15 protein-coding genes are annotated in these 18,104 nt (G+C 45.6%); 5 read left to right on the top strand and 10 right to left on the bottom strand.

All coding sequences use genetic code 11. The features are described from left to right. Positions 1 to 93 precede the first annotated feature (93 nt). The 4 genes from K6T99_04405 to K6T99_04420 are packed head-to-tail and all read left to right on the top strand — an operon-like array spanning position 94 to position 4,616. A complete protein-coding gene (locus K6T99_04405; protein MCL6519048.1) occupies positions 94 to 759 on the top strand; it encodes an HAD-IA family hydrolase in 666 nt (221 codons plus the stop codon). Between the two features lie 9 nt (positions 760 to 768). Continuing rightward, positions 769 to 1,635: a glycosyltransferase family 2 protein gene (locus tag K6T99_04410; protein ID MCL6519049.1), complete on the top strand. Its 867-nt coding sequence runs from the start codon at positions 769 to 771 to the stop codon at positions 1,633 to 1,635. A gap of 1 nt (position 1,636) precedes the next feature. Continuing rightward, a complete protein-coding gene (locus tag K6T99_04415) occupies positions 1,637 to 2,581 on the top strand; it encodes a glycosyltransferase family 2 protein (protein MCL6519050.1) in 945 nt (314 codons plus the stop codon). After that, positions 2,553 to 4,616 (top strand): O-antigen ligase family protein, encoded by a 2,064-nt coding sequence (locus K6T99_04420; protein MCL6519051.1) that lies wholly within the window; start codon positions 2,553 to 2,555, stop codon positions 4,614 to 4,616. The genes K6T99_04415 and K6T99_04420 overlap by 29 nt, the downstream gene beginning before the upstream one ends. 1 nt (position 4,617) lies before the next feature. Here K6T99_04420 and K6T99_04425 read toward each other — a convergent pair whose 3' ends face one another. The 6 genes from K6T99_04425 to K6T99_04450 form a co-directional block, all read right to left on the bottom strand. After that, complete coding sequence (locus K6T99_04425; protein ID MCL6519052.1) at positions 4,618 to 5,346, bottom strand: ZIP family metal transporter; 729 nt, start codon at positions 5,344 to 5,346, stop codon at positions 4,618 to 4,620. Between the two features lie 64 nt (positions 5,347 to 5,410). Next, positions 5,411 to 7,774 carry a cadmium-translocating P-type ATPase gene (gene cadA / locus K6T99_04430; protein MCL6519053.1) on the bottom strand — a complete coding sequence of 788 codons (2,364 nt, stop codon included), beginning with the start codon at positions 7,772 to 7,774 and terminating at the stop codon, positions 5,411 to 5,413. A 100-nt stretch (positions 7,775 to 7,874) separates the two neighbouring features. Further along, positions 7,875 to 9,383 carry an amidohydrolase family protein gene (locus K6T99_04435; GenBank protein MCL6519054.1) on the bottom strand — a complete coding sequence of 503 codons (1,509 nt, stop codon included), beginning with the start codon at positions 9,381 to 9,383 and terminating at the stop codon, positions 7,875 to 7,877. After that, the gene (locus K6T99_04440) at positions 9,380 to 10,549 is read right to left on the bottom strand and encodes a DegT/DnrJ/EryC1/StrS family aminotransferase (GenBank protein MCL6519055.1); all 1,170 of its coding nucleotides are present in this window, start codon (positions 10,547 to 10,549) and stop codon (positions 9,380 to 9,382) included. The genes K6T99_04435 and K6T99_04440 overlap by 4 nt, the downstream gene beginning before the upstream one ends. 314 nt (positions 10,550 to 10,863) lie before the next feature. Beyond that, positions 10,864 to 11,310, bottom strand: coding sequence for a BlaI/MecI/CopY family transcriptional regulator (locus tag K6T99_04445; GenBank protein MCL6519056.1), 447 nt, complete (start codon positions 11,308 to 11,310; stop codon positions 10,864 to 10,866). A gap of 330 nt (positions 11,311 to 11,640) precedes the next feature. After that, on the bottom strand, positions 11,641 to 12,849 hold the full coding sequence (locus K6T99_04450) for a ParB/RepB/Spo0J family partition protein (GenBank protein ID MCL6519057.1): 1,209 nt from the start codon (positions 12,847 to 12,849) through the stop codon (positions 11,641 to 11,643). Positions 12,850 to 13,033: 184 nt separating this feature from the next. Between K6T99_04450 and K6T99_04455 the strand changes: the two genes are divergently transcribed. After that, positions 13,034 to 14,260 (top strand): hypothetical protein, encoded by a 1,227-nt coding sequence (locus tag K6T99_04455; GenBank protein MCL6519058.1) that lies wholly within the window; start codon positions 13,034 to 13,036, stop codon positions 14,258 to 14,260. Between the two features lie 17 nt (positions 14,261 to 14,277). Here K6T99_04455 and K6T99_04460 read toward each other — a convergent pair whose 3' ends face one another. From K6T99_04460 to K6T99_04475, 4 genes are all read right to left on the bottom strand, one after another. Continuing rightward, entirely contained in the window at positions 14,278 to 15,192 is a 915-nt protein-coding gene (locus K6T99_04460) for an MBL fold metallo-hydrolase (protein MCL6519059.1), read from the bottom strand. Then, complete coding sequence (locus K6T99_04465; GenBank protein ID MCL6519060.1) at positions 15,143 to 16,735, bottom strand: ComEC family competence protein; 1,593 nt, start codon at positions 16,733 to 16,735, stop codon at positions 15,143 to 15,145. Before K6T99_04465 ends, K6T99_04460 begins: the two co-directional genes overlap by 50 nt. 6 nt (positions 16,736 to 16,741) lie before the next feature. Then, positions 16,742 to 17,431: a helix-hairpin-helix domain-containing protein gene (locus tag K6T99_04470; protein ID MCL6519061.1), complete on the bottom strand. Its 690-nt coding sequence runs from the start codon at positions 17,429 to 17,431 to the stop codon at positions 16,742 to 16,744. 71 nt (positions 17,432 to 17,502) lie between these two features. Next, positions 17,503 to 18,075, bottom strand: a complete 573-nt coding sequence (locus K6T99_04475; GenBank protein ID MCL6519062.1) for a hypothetical protein — start codon at positions 18,073 to 18,075, stop codon at positions 17,503 to 17,505. Positions 18,076 to 18,104: the final 29 nt, after the last annotated feature.

The following is an 18,104-nucleotide window of genomic DNA, read 5'->3' on the forward strand; positions in this document are numbered from 1 at the left end:
AAATCAGCAATCATAAAGCTCCATCAAGCATTTGCTAACGCCAGCCAATCACTGAATTGACCTTAACGCAAAACAAACCATATAATGAATCAAATGACTAATTTGTTTAATGGCATACGTGCCGCGCTTTTTGATTTAGACGGCACACTTATCGAGACAAACATAGATTTCGCTCGCATGCGTCGCGAGCTCATTGCCCTAGCCAGTAGGCATGGAATCTCGGAGCATGAGGTTTCTGGTCTAGACCTGCTTGCTATTGTAGATTATGTCATTGCCCATTCGTATGCCCCAGCAGAAGCCATTCGCTCCGAAGCATTTAAAAAGCTTGAGGAGATGGAACTTGCACGAATAGACGAAGCCAAGGAAATACCTGGAGCTCGAGAACTTATTCAATTTTTGCAGAAAGAGCGCATTGGTGTTGGAATTGTCACGCGAAACTCTCGGCGAGCGGTAGAGATATCCCTTGCCAAAGCTGGTATATCAGTGGACGTCTTGCTCACACGCGATGACGTCAAGAACGCCAAACCGCATCCGGACCATCTGCTCCAAGCACTCAATGCCCTCCGCGCCAAACCCTCAGAAGCTGTGATGATTGGCGACCATTGGATGGATATCCAAGGGGGCAAAGCAGCCGGCACGCTTACAGTTGGCTTTCTCCGCCCAGACCGACCTGACGACTTCTTTGACAAGGAAAAACCCGACCTCATCGTTCGAAGCCTCTCGGAACTTTTGGCGCATTTTCAACGTTTCTTTAAATAGTTATCTTCTATGGATTTGTCAATTGTTATTGTGAATTGGAACACAAGAGACTATCTAGAGCGCTGTTTAAAATCGCTCTACACCTACCCGCCACACGCTAAGTTTGAGATATTGGTAGTAGATAATGCTTCAACTGATGGAAGCGCACAAATGGTCAGAGAAAAGTTTCCCACAGTCACTTTGCTAGCCAACTCGGAGAACGTAGGCTATGCTCAAGGAAACAATCAGGCGATTGAATCGGCACAGGGTGAATTCATACTCCTTCTTAATCCAGATGTCGAAGTTAAAAACGGAGCACTCGATAATCTTCTAGAATTCGGACAAGCCCACCCTGAAGCAGCAGCTGTGGGGTGCCGACTAGTTCACCCAAATGGAAAAGTCCAGCGTTCATGTAGGTCTTTCCCCAAGCCTCTTGGTCTGTTATTTGAATACACCGGCATAAGCAAATTATTTCCCAGAAGCAAACTTTTCGGTTCCTACCGAATGAGATATTTTGACTATTCGCATGAGGCTGAAGTAGACCAGCCAATGGGCTCCTGCCTCCTTCTTTCTCGCCAGGCAATTAAGGATGTAGGCGAGTTTGATAATCAATTCCCGATATTTTTCAACGAAGTTGACTGGTGCTACCGCGCGAAAGAAAAAGGGTGGAAGATATATTTCACTCCGCTAGCCGAGGTTATTCACCACGGTGGTGCAAGCACAAGTCAAGCACCAGCCCAAATGGCAGTAGAATCACATAGGGCGCTAAAACGCTTCTATGAAAAGCATTATAGAAATAAACTGCCTATAGTTGTGTATTGGTTCATAATGCTAGCAATCACTGTAAACTCGTTTTTTGTAGCTAGGATGCGCTCCCTTGGAAGCGAGAAGAAATAGAATGCAGATTGACTTGTCAGTTGTCATAGTAAATTGGAATACTTGCTCTTATTTGCGGAAATGTCTTGCATCTGTTGAGCTCGATAGAATTTCAGCCATGGAGGTTATCGTAGTTGATAATGCATCTGCCGACGGTAGCCAAGAAATGGTGGAGCGTGAATTTCCTCAAGCGAAACTGATTAAAAACACCAGCAACTTAGGTTTCTCACGCGCTGCCAATATTGGAATTAAAGCAAGCAATGGACGATATATCTTGCTTCTTAACCCTGATTCTGAAGTCCAGCCTGGCGCACTTTCTGCATTAGTAAGATTCGCCGATTCAAATCCCAGAGCAGGCTTGCTTGGCCCAAAGATACTAAACGCTGACGGGTCCCTCCAAAGCTCAGCAAGGCGCTTCCCCACCCCGCTAGCTGCGTTATTCCGAAACACTTTCCTAGGAAGGCTATTTCCAAATAACCAGTATGTTAAGCAATACCTAATGGCAGATTGGGACCACAGCTCTCCGCGCGAAGTTGACTGGCTTTCGGGTGCAGCGCTTATGCTTCGACGAGAAATGTTGGACGAGATTGGCTTGCTTGACGAGCGCTTTTTTATGTATTGCGAGGATGTGGATATTGCATATAGGGCAAAACAAAAAGGATGGAAGGCAATCTACTTTTCTGAGGCTAAAATAATCCATTTCCTAGCGAAAAGCAGTGACCAAGCGCCAAATAAGATGATCTTAACATTTCATCAAAGCATGTATGCATTCTACAAGAAACACTATGCCGATAGGTGGTCGCTCCCAATTCGAGTGATTATCCCGATTGGAATTTTCGCACGAGCTACTCTATTCATAGCTAACAACTACATCCAGACATTCTTAAGGCTTCTGACTCTCAGAGGTAGAAGGGAAGCTATGAAAAAGGAGCAAAGCAGTGAGCCTCAAGCCAATGCCAAAGACTGAACAGCAAGACTATCTGCTGATTTGCCAAGTGTGGATTCTTGCCATAATTGCATTTCTTGCTCCCTTAATTGGGGGCAAACTCGACCCATTTGGCACAGGAATACTGAGAATACTTGCCCTTTTTACAGGTATGATACTTTTGGCAAGGGTGTTAAAGAATTCTGCAGAAATAAGAAAAGGCTCTGTGCTTTGGCTCTCTATTATCTTATTTGCTCTAGGACTGCTTTCATTTGCAAACACAGTATCTATTCACAAAACCCTTTTTTCGGTCCTGAACTTGATGGCATATTTACTGATATTTACAGCTACTGCAAGCCTTCCCGACCAGCGAATGGCGCTCGGAATACTTGCATCTCTTTTGGCATCCGCATTTATTGTGTCAACACTCGGCGTGAGAGAATACCTTTTGTCCGCAAAGTCAGATTGGCGAACTTTTGCAACTTTTTTCAACCCAGATTTCCTAGCTGGCTTCATGTCCATGGTCTTGCCAATAATACTGACCTGGTATCTTTCACCAAACCAAAAAGGTATCTCTCTAGCGGCAGGGGTTGGGTTTCTTGGCATTTTAGGAGCGATATTGCTTACAGGTTCGAGACTCGGCACGCTCTGCGCAATCGGCGGCGTTGTTTTTTGCCTATTATTCGCGCTAGCCGGCAGATCTTTCCAAAAAACCCAAGCCGCAAAGCTCGTAGCGCTCATTCTACCGTCGCTTTTGGTCCTGACTTTCTTCTCAAAACCCCTAACTAGCCGCGTCTCTACACTGCGGTCGGAGTCCTATTCAGGCGCATTTCGCATTGAAACATGGAAAGGCACAATTCGAATTATAAAGGCGCACCCAATTACCGGTACGGGACTTGGAACATTTGAGCTGATATATCCCAAATATGCACATGTTGGATTTACGAAGATGGCACATAATAGCTATCTCCAGCTCGCCTCTGAATCTGGCATGTCTGCTCCCATCGTTTTAGTGCTACTTATTGGAACTGTTTACCTCTCTCTAATGACTGCTGGGTTAAGACAACAGCAGAGGGATGAATCGACCTGTGATGATTGGCTACCGCACAAGCAATTAATGCTTTGTGGCATTCTGGGCGGTGTTGCCGCATCAGTCGCAAGGAATCTTGTTGATTCTGATTGGTATATCTCAGCAATTGGTTTCTCATTTGCAGCGATACTTGGCATCGGATTTTCGTTGGCATCAGAACCTTCTTATACTTCCTCAGGACACAAAACACGCAAAGCTGTAGTAGTTTTCTTATTTTGTCTCACTATCTGCGGCATTATTTTATCGCTACTCGCCATCACGGCACATCAATTTGAGCTTAGAGGAAATTCTTTGGTGAGAAACGGCAATCTCGACGAAGCAATTTGCGCCTACCGAACCGCCGTGCGGCTTGACTACCTTGACAGTGAGCACATGAGTGTACTTGGGCAAGCATATGCCGCCCGCGCGAGTATTCGGCATGATGCAAGCGACCTTCTAAAAGCAGAACATTTCTTATTGCTTGCTACCAAGCGAACACCAACATCAGCTAAAAGTTATTATCAACTTGGAAAGCTATATGAGTTTGCCGGCAAAGACAAAGAGGCGTTGAATGCATATCATAAAGCGCTAGCATGGGACCAAAATGCCGTTCAGGTTCTTTATGCCAAAGCAAAACTTTGCGAACGCATGGGTCGTCCAGACGAAGCTTTAAAGGCCTACCATCGAATGATAGAAATTGAAAACAGCCCATGCGAGCAAATTAGAGCAATGCCAGAGTTTGTTGAAACTGCATATGTGTTCGCTCATCATGCCATTGCAAAACAACTTGAAAAAGAAGGCAACCTAGTGAGGGCCGCTCAAGAATACAAACTTTCGCTAGATAGAATAGAACGCTTTGAAAAATCGTTAAAGGAAGTCGGCGATATCCTAGAAGCAAGTGGAAAGCGAGATTTTCAGCGCGAGTCCGAAATTAGGGAGATTGCTTTAGATTCTCAACGGCGCCTTGATAAACTGAGCAAAGTTGTTATACAATCACCAAACCGCTAGGTCAGTGAACATGGACGCCGAGACTTGATACCACTTCGCTCAAAACAACCATCGAAGCAAAACCTAAGCCAAGGTATATAAAAATTGATATCTTTTCATGCGCAAACATCTCCTTGATGAGAGCAAACCCGACCGTATAAAGGAAGCTCCCAGCCACGAAGCCAAGAATAACGCCTAAGAGCGTTTGCTGTACTTCAAAGAAAAGTAATAGCCCGATGAACGCCCCGAAAACGGTTGTAAGTTCAATAAGAAGTGTTATAAAAATTGCCTTTGCCCGCCCATAACCTGAAAGCCGTGCCACACTCACAAGTGCAAGCCCTTCGGGGACCTTATGGTACGAGACCGCCAGCAGAATCATTATTCCCACTACAGAAAATGTCCTTGAACCAGCGCTAATTGCCAGGCCATCAACAGTGCTGTGGATACTCATTGAAATCATTAGGAGTATCCCCAGCCTCAAATATCCGGTTTCATGTTCGCTTGCCGACGCAGCGCAAGCTGGGCATACAAAATATATATACTTTCCAATAGCTGCGAATAAGAGATAACCTGCAACAAGACTCGCTAGCGAAGGCCAGGCGCCAAGAATTTCAACCGTCTCAGGTATGATATGCAACACGGTAACCCCAAGAAGTGCACCAGCAGCAAGGCTAACCATTCCACACAACACTTTATGGCTGACTCGGTTCCAGGCAATGCCTACCAAACCACCTACCGACGCAGCAGACATTGCAACTACCGCCCGCAAGGCAATTGTATGACTAGGGTCTAATAACGATTGATCATGCATTGGTTTATCGAAATCTCAATAAGCGCATGCCGTTTGCAATGACTAGCAGCGCACTTCCCTCATGGCCAAAGACTCCGAGCGAAAGTTTCAACCACCCTAAGAGTGCCGTACAAACGAGAACAACAATTATCAACAAAGAAAATGCTATGTTTTCTTTTATAGTAGCAAGTGTTCGCCTACTCAAGCGCATTGCAAAAGGAAGACGACTTAAATCGTCGGACATCAAAGCAATGTCAGCGGTTTCCAAAGCAATCGGCGACCCTGCCGCACCCATTGCGACACCGAGACTTGCTACTGCCATCGCTGGTGCATCGTTCACACCATCGCCAACGACTGCAACTTTATGAAACCTTTCAACTAGCAAACGAACAATATCAACTTTGTCCTGAGGCAGAAGCTCTGCGTAGTACTCGTCTACCCCCAAGTCCCTCGCCACTGCCCGCGCGGTAGCCTCATTGTCGCCAGTAATCATCAAAATACGCTCAACCCCTGCGCTTCTCAAGTCCTCGAACGCTCGCCTAGCCGATTCTCGCACAGTATCCGACAAAGCAATAATTCCCGCAAGCGTTCGATTATAGGCAATCATTACAACAGTCTTGCCATCTTGTTGAAAAGTCCTGACTTTATCCGTATATTCAGTATACTCTATGCCGAATTGATCCATTAATCGCGTATTACCAACAATGCACACATCGCCGTTTAACTTTGCCGCAGCGCCCATTCCGGTCAGCGCTTCGAAATCCGTAACCTCATGGGGCTTTATATTCTCCTTACGAGCCTCATGCAAGATCGCCTGTGCCAACGGATGCTCCGACCTTGACTCTACACCCGCTGCAAGAGACAACACTTGTTCGCGTGTGAAGTTGCCCGCTGGAATAATGTCAGTCACCTTAGCCTCTCCGGTAGTTAGCGTGCCGGTTTTATCAAATGCCACCACTCGGATTCCACCGGCAGTCTCCAAATGCGTTCCGCCTTTGATTAAGATGCCTTTTTTTGCAGCATTTCCAATCGCCGAGACTATTGCCACAGGAGTAGAAATAACAAGCGCACAAGGACAAGCCACAACAAGAAGAGTTAACGCTCTGTAGAGCCAATCTCGAAACATTGCGTTATAAAGGAGCGGTGGAACCAGAGCAATAACAACCGCCAGCCCAACAACTACCGGTGTATAATACCTGCCAAACAATTCTGCAAATCGCTGAGTTGGCGCTTTTTCTGCCTGAGCCTCTTCAACTAGATGCAGGATTCTTGCCAGCGTATTGTCTTCGGCGGTGGCAACAGCACGAGCTTCCAATGAACCTCTTTGGTTAATTGTACCGGCAAACACCAAGTCTCCAATAGTCTTCTCCACTGGAGTAGACTCGCCAGTAATAGGCGACTGATCTACCGTGGATCTACCCGAGATTACCTCGCAATCGGTCGGTATTCTCTCACCAGGCCGTATGATTAGAACGTCCCCCGCCTTAACTAAGCTTATATCTACTTGCTCCTCACCACCATTTCGCTTGACAGTCGCCTTGGTTGGGAAAAGATTAATTAATGAACGAATCGAATCACGCGCTCGTTCAATAGTTCGAGCCTCTAGCGTATTTCCAAGCGAGAAAAGAAACATCACCATTGCGGCATCAAACCATTCGCCAATGACAATTGCGCCGATTGCCGCAAGTGTCATTAGAAAGTTCATGTCCAATACGAAGGACCGCAGGCTGTAGAAGGCACCCCGAGCCGCATAGTATCCTCCTACCACCACAGAAGCTGCATATAAAATCCGAGCGAGAATGAGCTGATTAGCTGTGGAAAGAGCAATTGCAACTACCAACAGAAGCCCCGCAATAAATGTTATTGCAACGTGTTTTGTGAAAATTACTTGCTCCGGTGCAATAATCTCGCGTTGCTCACGCTGAGGCTGTCCAGCAAGCTCAGCCTCTGCTTCCCGAACATCGTAACCTAGCTGACGGATTTTTTTGGCGACGTCTGACGCATTCACAATCCGAGGCTCATACTCCACAGATAGTTTGGATGCAGCAAAGTTCGTTGAAGCCCATAGAACGCCATTCATGCGGCCAATATTTTTCTCCAGTTTTATGGCACAATCAGGACAGTCAAGGCCAACAAGCGTAAGCGTCAGGTGCTCAAATCGCTCTCCAATTTCCACTCCTATGTGCTTCGCCCTCCGCTCGACATCTTCCATCCTTGCAAGATGAGGGTCATAAGCAAGGGTGAGAGTTGAGTTTTCCCTGTCCACCTCAACGGACAAAATGCCTTCTATTTGCAAAAGGGAATCGCGCAACCTGCCCACGCACCGGTCACATTCTTCATATGCCGGCGGCAGCAAGACAGGCAGACTTAGCACTTTTTTTTCAGCCATGGATTATCAGACTGCCTCTACGATAGATTGCCAAGGCTAAGCATTTGATATGCATATCAAATGCTTAGCCTTAGCACTAATTGTGAAAGAGAATTTGATATTAGAGTGTAATGTTGAACACCCGGGTTGCATTCTTATAAAGTATCTTCTCTTTCTCCTCGAGTGTCAAACCAGCTTCTTCATAGATTCCTGCAATAAAGCCCGGGTGGATGAGGTCGATGTCGCTACCAAAGAGGATTTTGTCTACGCCTGCAATGTCTATAGAACGTCGGACTTTGTCGTGCTCAAGTACGCTACTGCAAAACTCCATATAAAGGTTTTCCGTACGTCGGGCAGCCTCGGCTGCTTCGCGCCACGCATCTGCACCTCCATGACCCATAATAATCGGCTGGTCAGGACAGTGTTGTGCAAGCTCTTCTGCCTGACTTGGCATCCCCGCCCCATAAGTATGAATGAGGAGGGGCAGGCCAAATTCCTGGATTTTGCGCACCATTGCTTTGGTTTTAGGAGAGTTGATACTGATGCGGCAATAAGCAGGATGAATCTTTGCGCCGACAAAATTGGGTTTCTTAGCGTATTTTTCCAATTCACGGCATGATGCATCGAAATAGTTTGGGTTTACAGTAATATAGCCTAGAAGCTCTGGATGACCCTCAATTGCCTTTTCCATCTGCGCGTTACCCTCAACGAAGTCATAGACAATAGCATAGCTTGATGAAAGAATGACTTTCGAAATTCCACGCCTGCGCATTAGGTCAAGGGTGAAATCTACGCCAGTACCTTTCATTGGGAACGGCCACTTGCCATAGTGGGCGTGAACGTCAATAATAGGCGTGCCTTCGAATGGCTTATCAAGGTTAAGGCTAATCCCACTTCTCGTAGGAAGATCAGGGAAGAGCCTCCGAGCATTTTCAGCGAAAACTAACGCTTTCTGTAAATCTGTAAGATATGCCTCGTTGACAGCGTTTAGCGAAGCTCTCATCGAACACGAAGGATGGTTCGACCCAAACAAAAATCGCTCTGCGCCAATAGCTTCAACGCCGACCTTGAGGGCATCGGGTGTGTCTATAATCTGAGCTTCGATGTAAAGTTGAGGATGTTCGGCACAAACAGCCAGCGCCTCTGCAAGGTTGAAGTAACCAATGCCACACATTATCACAGGGATAGTCGTCCCTTGGACCGCTTGAAGAATTTCAGTAGGGGTTCCACTTCCCGCGCCACTCACAATCAGGGGCATCTGGAGGCTTTCTAGTGTTCGAAGAATTGGACGGAACATTGCCGACGAAATTCTCCAACCCTGGGCTTCGGGGAAAACTCGGAGAGCCACAAACCCCTGCTTCTTTCGCTTCTCGATTTCCTCAATGACGCCAATATGCCTGCGGGGATCAACGGTTGCAACTGGCACAAGCTCAGGATGTGCTTGTGCCACCGCATAAGTTTCGTCGTTTCCCTCCTCTACATCATAACTAACCCCTTTAAGCGAATAGGTTAAGGCAGCAGACACACCGAATTTTCGAAGAGAGTTTAGAAGTGTACCTAGTGATACATCAGTATCGCGATATGGCAGGAACCCAAAATGGGTGTTTATATCCACAACCGAGAAATTCATGACTTCCTCCCAGCATAGTACCTGGCAACTTTGTTGATTGCGTGGCCAACATCTTGAATATCTTGCTCGCTAAAAAACTCGTTGCAACCCAGGGTGATAATCCTCCTAAGAATTTCGACGGTATTCGGGCAGTCTTCCTCACGATATTGCCTTGGGTTTGCGTTTGGGCACGTGAATGGGCATCCAGATGTCCCATAGGTCATGCGTTCTTGGAAAACCGGCGACATGTATATCAGCTTGCCGATATACCCCACGCCAGCTGGCACACCTTCTGCCGTCAAAGCTTTGCAAAACTCCTGAGGAGTAACGTTAAGAATCTTCTCATTAATGGTGATAGGGTATAACCACCACGAATGCTTGCATCCTTCGCGAACAACAGGAGGATTAACGCCAGGGGCATCAGCAATAAGTTGAGTTATTCCTTCCGCAACTTTGCGCCTTCGCTCAACTATGCCTTTTACTTTCTCCACCTGAGCGCAAGCCACCGCTCCAGATAGCTCATTCATGCGGTAGTTAATGCCAAGAAACATGTAGTCTCGCGCACCCGGTTCGCGTGGCCAACCCTTATCCATAAAGAGCCTTGCACGATTAGCAAGATTATCATCATTTGTAATGGTAATTCCGCCGTCGCCAGCAGTCATGTGCTTCGACTGTTGAAGGCTGAAGCAGCCAATGTCGCCCATAGTTCCCGCTAGATGCCCTTTGTACTCAGCCAAGTAAGCCTGGCAGCAATCTTCTATTACCTTCAAGCCATGCTTCTTTGCTATTTCCAAAATGGGATCCATATCGCACATTTGGCCGAACAAATGAACAGGTATAATAGCCTTCGTTTTGCTTGTAATACATGCCTCAACGCTATCTGGTAGGAGGGTGTATGTTTCTGGATCAAGGTCAGCAAAAACAGGAATGGCGTTTTGAAATAAAATTCCAATCAGCGTCCCCATGTCAGTTATTGGGGATGTTATGATTTCATCGCCAGGGTTGGGATTAATACTAGCGACTGCGATGTGGATTGCTGCCGTGCCAGAAGTAGAAGCAATGCCGTGTCTTACTCCCAACATCTCGGCAAATACTTTTTCAAATTGAGCAACAAACTTGCCTCCATAGCGGAAGAGACTACCGGAATTTATCACCTCCGTAAGATTTGCGATCTCTTCCCTGCCCATATCTCGGCCCGATTTATTGCCAACATTGGGCAGTGGAGTTGTTCGTACAGGGGTTCCGCCTTCAATCGCCAGCTTTTCAGTACTCAAGACTTTTCCATCTCCTTTTCAACAGAATAACGGTGATAGTAAAATAATCAAGTGCTTGGATTTATGATTTTTTCTCAATATCCACTATATGAAGTTTAAACGCGCTACGACCTTTAACCTGCAAAATCAAATGAAATGTGCCCTTAAAATGGAAATAGCCCGGTCTTATTAAAGATTACCCCGGGCAAGTTAAGCGGTGGCCTTTTCCATTTGACGGTAATTTAAAGTTATCCTTTGGTCATCTTGCTGATTTTACTCTCAGCATTTTCTATTAGCTTTGCTAGGCGTTCGAAACTAACCGCACCACCACAGAGGCTTTGAAGCGCCTCATTTAGTGGCTTGCCCAGAACCTTCCGCGCAACTTCATCCATGAGCTTGACCCCCATTTCCTCACGGCTGATATTTGGGCTATAGACGAATGGGTCGGTCTTTTTGGTTCCCGTTCTTGTCTGAGTCAAAATGCCCTTTCTGGAGAGCTTCGCCATAGTAAGCATAATAGTAGAATACGAGAGCTCACGGCGCGGATACATTATCTTGAAGACCTGGCTTGAAGTAATAGGAGGTTCAAGATTCCAAACAATATCCATTATCTGGGCTTCCAACTCGCCTAGCGAACCCCCGCCCAAACTGCGTCGTATGCCAACGTAGTCGCGGGCGCCTTCGTTGCTACTCATTAGTACCTCCTTTCTCCTACCGCGGAAGCCGGCACACCGCCGGTCTTCGGATAAATTGCCTTAGTAGTATATATAAAGTTAGAAGCTTTGTCAAGGGGCAATTCGATTATGCTTTATATAACCTTTACACTGTAAAGGCTTTTATACCTCTAAACACCCATATGCTTTCTTGAAAGGGAACATACTTTTTCAGAAGAATTTGTCAAACAATCAGTGAACGTTTCGGCTTAATATGTGTGGGTGGTATTTAACGCTTAGCCATTTATAAGCAAAAAGGGTGTCCTTTTTTATAGGAACACCCTAACGATTGCTTGCAATTTTAAATCAGAATTATGCCGCCTTTTTTACCTCAAACCGCGGCTTGTAGTTGCTACATTTATACGACTTTGAATCCTCCCGAGGTGACTCTGCTTCAGATAAATAAACATAATCTTGAGTTATCGAACACCGCTGATAGGTTTTATCATAATTCCCACAATCAATGCATCGGCGCAAAACACTCCAACAAACGCTACATTTGAGACTCCCTATTAATTCGATTCTGCCGCAAAGTGGACAATGAATATAAACTTCTTTAAAGCCATCCTGTCGTTTTTGAAGTGTAATTCTTAGCCTATTCACAAACTTCTCTAATTCATCCAAACATGTAGCACAGCTACTAAGCAACTGATTCATTGTCTCCACTTTTAGAAATTCAAACAATCGTTCATCCAGCAATGAGCAAAGCTGATTAGCTGTTTTCTCTAAACTTGCCAAATGTTGTTCTGCAGTCTGTGGTTTAAAGGGTTTGGCTTTCCGATGGGCTTTCCCAATTTGCTTTAAGATTTCCTCTGTAACCCTAAGTGGCACGCGAAGGAATGCCTCTTTTTTCTCAGGGACGTTGCTTATTGCATCTATCAAGCGCTGAGTTTCATTGACCGATAGGCCCTCGTTTTTTATTTTTTCAACTAGCCGCTGCTGAGTAACAGGGTCGGAGTTAAGAGCGCGCAAGACCCGCGCATGCGCTTCCGTAAAGCCACTGCAAGAATTCTTATCCCACGAAGCAACCAATTCACGCTGGACAGCTTCTGGTAGCTCGAGCAATTCAAGGTGGCGACGAAGTGTGCTCTCGCTTACTCCAAGCGTTTTAGCACATTTCTCCCAAGTCATAAAACTAAGAAGCGATTCAATTGCATGTGCACGATCAATAGGGTTTAAGTCTTCACGCTGAAAGTTTTCAAGCAAAGCATCCGTGGATGCATCCTCATCACTTACTTCGCGGACAATGGCGGGTATCTCTGTTAAGCCTGCAATCTTACTAGCTCTATATCTCCGCTCGCCCATAATTATCTCATACTTTCCGTCCTTCGGGCGAACCACAATTGGCTCCAGCACACCTCGTTCCTTAATGGACTTGGCAAGCTCCTCCAGACTGTGGTCATAAAAAGTCCTTCGAGGTTGTTTGGCATTCGCCACGATATCTTCAAGCTTTATCAGTTGCATGTGTTTCCCCTCTGCAAGCCGGCCGTCAAATCGTCTCCTATCACAAATTATTGTCATTTTAATGCTACAAATCGAGTGTCTAGAGGTTAAAACAAGCATTTGTACGGGCAAATCTCTTGCGGTTGACAGCCCTTATAAGCAATGCTAGACTCATCTCAATCACAATCCAGACATAATCAGTATGGGAAGTCATTTTCACCACTTAGAATAATTGGCGCAAAGAAAAGAAAGTGAGGAATCTATGCCACGAAATAAGCTAATCTCCGCAACCTTTCTCACCTTCTTAATTGCAATCATCGCTACAGGTTGCGGCGGAAGCAGTGGCTGTGGAACCAGCAATATTACCGAAAAATGGACATTTCTAGTTTACATGTGTGCAGATAATGACCTTGAAAAGTACGCTCTCCAAGACCTTAATGAACTAGAAGCAATTGGCTCGAATAAAAATGTTGCCATCGTCGTTCAGATTGACCGCTCATCTGGATTTGATTCAAGCGATGGCAATTGGACAACTACACGCCGATACTATGTCACCCGAGATTCCGACACGTCGCACATTGGTTCCATACTTTTGGATGACATGGGCGAGCTTGATATGTCGTCAGAATCCGTCCTTAGAAATTTTATCCGCTGGGGTTCAGAAAACTATCCAGCAGATCATTTTGTGCTAGTGCTATGGAATCATGGAAGAGGCTGGCAAACCCGCGCCACAATGTTAACCCCAGAATCTTCAATCAAAGCCATCAATTACGACCAATCGTCTATGAGGGAAATGAACCTCGAACAGCTTCACTTGGCACTTGTTGCAGGTCCTAGATTGGATATTGTATTGTTCGATGCATGTCTTATGGGTATGCTAGAGGTTGCCTATGCAATCGATGACAATGCCGACATCATGATTGCATCAGAAGATAATATACCAGCTGCTGGTCAACCTTACCATTTGCTCCTCTCTGCTTTGCAATCGAAGCCTGGAATGACGCCTTACGAATTCAGCGTTTTAATTGTGAACAATTTCGTTGACTATTATATCAATCGCACCTCAGGTCCTATTACTGCCTCAGCTATTGAGCTTTCTGCAATTAAAGAATTGGCCAATGCAACTGACCGCCTTGGAAGCGCCATTCTGGAGAACTTGAACAATGAGCGCTCGGTCGTCAGGAGTGTGCAACAAACCGTGCAATATTTCGATAGGGAGAGAATGTATTACAACGATTATAAGGATCTCTATAATTTTGCTCACCTACTGAGCACTCAAGCAACTACTGAACAGGTCCGGTCGATTGCAAAAGAAGTAACAAATGCTGTTGAAAATTCAATTATCGCAGAGAGACACGCAGGCAATCAGGTAGCAAATGCACATGGCATTTCAATTTATATTTCCGACCCAGGAGCTTTTTCTGCAAAATATTCACAAATTGCTTTTGCGCAAAATACGAGTTGGGACGAATTTCTAATGCAGTATTAGTACAAAAAGCATACCTTTTATTGCCTAGGATCTTTTATGAAGGAATTAACTTTGCATTCATTAGGCGTTATTTTTAGGCGTATAGCACCGCCATGATTTGTCCTGTAAACTTTAGCTCCTGCCACCTCAAGACGGCGTAGCACATTGCCTGATGGATGGCCGAACGGATTGTTTCGACCTACACTTATCACAGCTACTTTTGGCGAAACTGCCCGAACCCATTCCTCGCTAGTTGCATTCTCGCTTCCATGGTGTGCAACCTTAAGTACTGTACTTCTTAGCGGCAAACCAGCTGATATCATGCTTTTCTCAGCCTCAATGCCTGCGTCACCAGCAAGAAGGACGCTTTGGTGGCCGTATGTAAGACGCAGAACAATTGAGTTATTGTTTAGATCGTCTCCAGTTCCTTTAAAATGTAGTTTTGGCGGATTAAGAATTTCTGCTCGCACATCATCGCCAAAGTCTATCATTTGTCCTCGCAACGCTTTACGATAATCAATTTTCTGTGAGCTGATTACATCTAGAAAAGCCGTATATGCCTGAGACGGATGAGGTACTGCGAGGTCAAGTACCATTCCAATTTCAAAATCCTTTAGAACCCTGATTAATCCCTGCAAATGATCATCATGGGGATGTGTAAGCACTACTATGTCAACCCGGTTGAGCCCAATGCTTCGAATAAAAGGAGTGACCACCCGAAGGCCAATAGTTTCGTCCTCAGGCGTATCAGCTTGCCCTCCGCCATCTACCAGCATTGTATGCCCACTGGGAGTCCGAACAAAAATACAATCACCCTGGCCAACATCTAGAAAAGTTACCTCTAGCACCTTTTCTCTCGGCGACAGTGTAAGTAACCAAATTACAAGGATAACAATTGCCAGACTAAGTAAGGTTATAGCTCTTCTGTAGGCATAAAATATTCTTGTGTGCATTTTCGAGGACTCCTAACAGCACAGCATAATACAGTACAATTATCAACAGAGGTGGCGAACTTACCGAAACCGACGACCATGATTGTCCACCCAATTCACCAGCTACCCCCAGCATGACCGCCGCTATCCAGCTAGGAAAAACCGCCGCAATGTGACCAAGTGGTGGAATTAGAAAGCCAATTAAAAGCGCTGCTATACTACTAGCGGTTAGTATTAAAACTAAAAGTGCAATAAAGGCATTCGCAATAAGAGAAACAAGAGAAAAATAATTGAAATAATAAGCTGTAATCGGCATAGTTCCTAAAGTGGCAGCTATAGACAGAAAAACCGCCCCACCAATGCTTTTCGCACCCAAGACTATAACCCTGTCCAAGAAAGCCCCGCGGCTGACATTACGGGTTTTTGGGCTACCGAGGACACTCTCTCCCATCGGCTCAAGTAACGGCATAACGAGTATAATCGCAATCACCGCAACAAATGAAAGTTGAAAATCTACATGATAGAGGCTCAGCGGATTCAAACCCGTCACGATTAAACAAGCTAGCATTACAGCATTCGGCAGGTCGGTTGATCTCCAAAATAAATATGATGATAAATGGGCTGTTACCATAACCGCCGCTCTCACAATCGATGGACTTGCTCCCACGAGAAGAGTAAAAACCCAAACTGAAGCTATCAAGATTAAATGCCGCCAAAACCTAGGTATCGTGAGCTGAAGCACTATCCAACCTAAGATTGTGATAATAACCACGCAATTGTATCCGGATGGGGCAAAAAGATGCATAGTTCCGCTACGCATAAACACCGTCTGTATATCCAGCGGCAAGAGCGAATAGTTGCCAAGCAGTATCCCAAGCAGCAGTTGTCCTTGTACTTGGGGAAACATTTCAGTTGTTTTGGACATTAACGCATCTTTGAACCGCGCTATAACCACCGCCAAACCACCGGTATTTTGTTTGTTGATGGCGATGTTATCGTAATAAGTCGAAAGGGTGGAATAAACACGCAATCTTGCCAGATAGCTACGGTAGTCAACAGCCCCTGGATTCGAAGGCGGAAACGGGTGGCGCAACCTACCGTATATGGTAACCATATGACCAAAGAAGGGCACCTGTTGAGGCTTAGGCATATATTTAGTATGGTAAACGGTCACCATGATTCTCCCACGAACTGGAAACTCGCCTGCGTAAGTCTTTATCCTGCTTGCTTCCAAGATAAAGCGCACTCTGTCTCCACGTGGTTCCGGGTCAGAAACTATCCTGCCCGCAACATGAACTAGCCTGCCATTAGCAAACAACGATACATCATTATTGGGGATTCTTAGATAAAGAGAGGTTCGAATGAATCCGACAGTAAATAACAATAATCCTAGAATAAGTGCATAGCGAGGGAAAGGTCCTTTAATGAAAGAAAACCCCAGCAACAAGATGCATACACAAATCCAGAAACCGGCTGAGCGAATCATATGCGCTTGGACAGCGCAAATAATGCCTGCGATATAAGTAATCGTAAAAATAAAAAGTGGGCGTTTATGTAGGCTCATGCGGCCTCACAAAGACACGAAAGGCCGAAGCTTCTCAAGTTTTTTAGGGCCTATTCCGCTGACCTCATTAAGTTCATCAATTGATTGGAAACGCCCATGCTCAGCCCGATAATCTAAGATTCTCTGTGCCATAGCTGGACCGATGCCTGGGAGGCGTTGAAGTTCCTCAAAACCTGCATTGTTGAGATTAACGGTTCCCTCCCCAGGTGTTGTTAGTTTTTGTGGACCCTTCTTTTCAGCCCTTTCAGCCTCGCTGCCGACTGAAGTACTTTGTTTTGTAACTTTACCACTGCGGACAATGGAAATCTTTGGGGCAGGAATCTCGCCTTTCGCCGCAAGATACAACTGCTGGCCATCCTGAAGCTTCTCGGCGAGGTTTATGCTATCAAGGTCCGCTTTCCCAATAGGACCGCCTGCTGCTTTGATTGCATCATTAACTCTGCTGTCTAGTTTCAGGAAATAAACGCCTGGTTTCTTTACATTACCAGCGACATGAACGCATATTTTGGCGCTAACAGGGAGTTCGGGCTTAATATTCTCGCTGGGTTCTGCTGTTTTCGACCCAGCTTCGATAAACTTAATTCCTTCGTTTGAACTAAACGTTCTCGACCTTGCCACAAGAATGCCTGTACCCAAAAGTGCAAGTCCCACGATTAAATACGCAGCAACAAGTTGGCCCCTGCTGAAGTTGAACACGGATTGCCCCTCTCCTTTCAAGCTTGCCAATGGTTAAAATTATATCAGATTCTATTGCAGATTGCTTGAACTTACTGACCAGGAATCGGAGGCAATGAAGCCGGCTCGTTAGGAATTTGAGTCTGAGTCCGTGCACTGGGAAGCCTTCGAGAGAAATTTTCCCAAAACTTCGAATTCTGCTCTGGCTTGAGGAGCTTTTCGAACGCAACCCATGCATCAACTTCGATTAACAGAATTGTCTCCTCTTGCTTTGCAATTGCTGCTGCTAACGTTTTTACTCTTGTCGCATCGGTCGAATCAGCCTTCAACTCACTCACCAAAGCAGACATCTGAGTTCCAGATTGGGTGATTTGCTGGATTTTCTGTTGTGCAGACCTGAAAAGCTCTTCGGCTTTTCGCAATTGGTCTTCGTCGAGGTTGAGTTCCTCACCGAGCCTCTGGAGAGACTGCAGAGAAGGAAGTGAGAATACCCTAACAGGGCACGGCCCACCTTGGATAACCGAACGGTCGAGAGGCAGAATAGGCGGAGCAGACTGAACTCCCGATTTATTTCTAACCTGAGCAAGAACAGAAGAAGCGATGATAACAAGAGCCGCGATAGAGACCAATACAATCACAAATAAAGCAAACCTTTTTGGCAACACAGTTATTCCCCCTTTTGAGCTTATATTGC

This window comes from Armatimonadota bacterium (genome assembly GCA_023511795.1).
Lineage (GTDB): Bacteria > Armatimonadota > UBA5829 > DTJY01 > DTJY01 > JAIMAU01.